General features: G+C 77.1%; 2 pseudogenes. One reads left to right on the top strand and one right to left on the bottom strand.

The window, feature by feature from the left end:
• A pseudogene (locus UK12_RS33135) lies at positions 1–302 on the top strand (beta-ketoacyl synthase N-terminal-like domain-containing protein); the annotation flags it as partial.
• A gap of 54 nt (positions 303–356) precedes the next feature.
• Here the strand turns inward: UK12_RS33135 and UK12_RS45265 are convergent.
• Positions 357–428: pseudogene (locus UK12_RS45265) on the bottom strand (hypothetical protein); the annotation flags it as partial.
• Positions 429–458 lie beyond the last annotated feature (30 nt).

The raw sequence follows: 458 nt of genomic DNA, 5'->3' as shown, positions 1-458 counted from the left end.
TGGCGACCCCGGGGACCTTCGTCGAGTTCAGCCGTCAGCGCGGCCTGTCGCGGGACGGGCGGTGCCGCCCGTTCGCCGACGCGGCCAACGGGACCGGCTACGGTGAGGGCGCGGGCGTGCTGCCCCTGGAGCGGCTCTCCGATGCCCGCCGCAACGGCAACCAGGTGCCGGCGGTGGTGCGCCGCACCGCGGTGAACCAGGAACGCGCGTCCAACGGCATCACCGCCCCCAACGGAACGGCGCAGCAGCGGGTGATACGCCGGGCGCTGGCTGCGGCGGGCGTGGCGGGCGGGGAGGCCGAGGTGCGACTTGATCGGGCCCAGCCCGAGCGGGCGCTCCGCGGTGTGCTCGCTGCCGTCCGTCGCGATCAGGGCCTGGGCCTCGATCGGGTCGCCCAGCGTGGTGCCGGTGCCGTGCGCCTCGACCACGTCGACCTCGCCGCCCGGCACGCCCGCCGC

This window comes from Saccharothrix sp. ST-888, from assembly GCF_000955975.1.
GTDB lineage: Bacteria > Actinomycetota > Actinomycetes > Streptomycetales > Streptomycetaceae > Kitasatospora.
This window is presented reverse-complemented; position numbering and strand designations above follow the sequence as displayed.